Here is a 546-nt window from a genome sequence, read left to right on the forward strand (position 1 = left end):
TCCGAGAACTCCGGGCAGGATGAGACCGGCAGCGCCGGAGATTTCGGCTACACCGACGAACTTGATCAGTCCGACGGGGAAGCTCTCAGCCCATTCATGGTCGGACACGATCTCCTCCTTGGACTTGAGCAGCTTCATGCTGCCTGCCACGAGGAACATGGCGGCCAGCAGACCGCTGGCGATCCAGGCGACGACGTTCATGAGTTTCCTTCTTCGTCAGGGCAGGGCGGCGCTGCTCGCAGCAGCCAGGGACGAGCTCTGATGGCGCACATGCGGCGGTGTGTCGGCCTTGCGCGCTGCCTGTGGCAATGGGCGGGCCGGGTCGTGCCCGGCTTCAGGCGACGGCGTTCCGATCTTGGCTTTCCGGCGGAATGTAGAAGTTGTCCCGGAACAGCCCTGTCGGGTCGTACCGACGCTTGAGCTCTCGCAGGCGCTCAAGGTGTCTCGGTGGGAACGCCCGCTCGATCGGTGCAGGGAGACTGGTCTCGAAGCTGAGGTACATGCCCTCGAAGAACGGCAGTACCCGTTCCCACTCCTGATCGATCA

Annotated in this window: 2 protein-coding genes; both read right to left on the minus strand. The window is 63.6% G+C overall.

Features of this window, described 5'->3' with window-relative positions; genetic code table 11:
- The coding region (locus tag E7Z54_RS02435; RefSeq protein ID WP_206055965.1) for a DoxX family protein at positions 1-201 on the minus strand (201 nt) is incomplete at its 3' end.
- 133 nt (positions 202-334) lie between these two features.
- Positions 335-546, minus strand: a 212-nt coding sequence (locus E7Z54_RS02440; protein ID WP_136431421.1) for a BBE domain-containing protein, incomplete at its 5' end; no start/stop codon positions are given.

The sequence above is a fragment of the Nocardioides sp. genome, assembly GCF_004803405.1.
Taxonomy (GTDB): domain Bacteria; phylum Actinomycetota; class Actinomycetes; order Propionibacteriales; family Nocardioidaceae; genus Nocardioides; species Nocardioides vastitatis.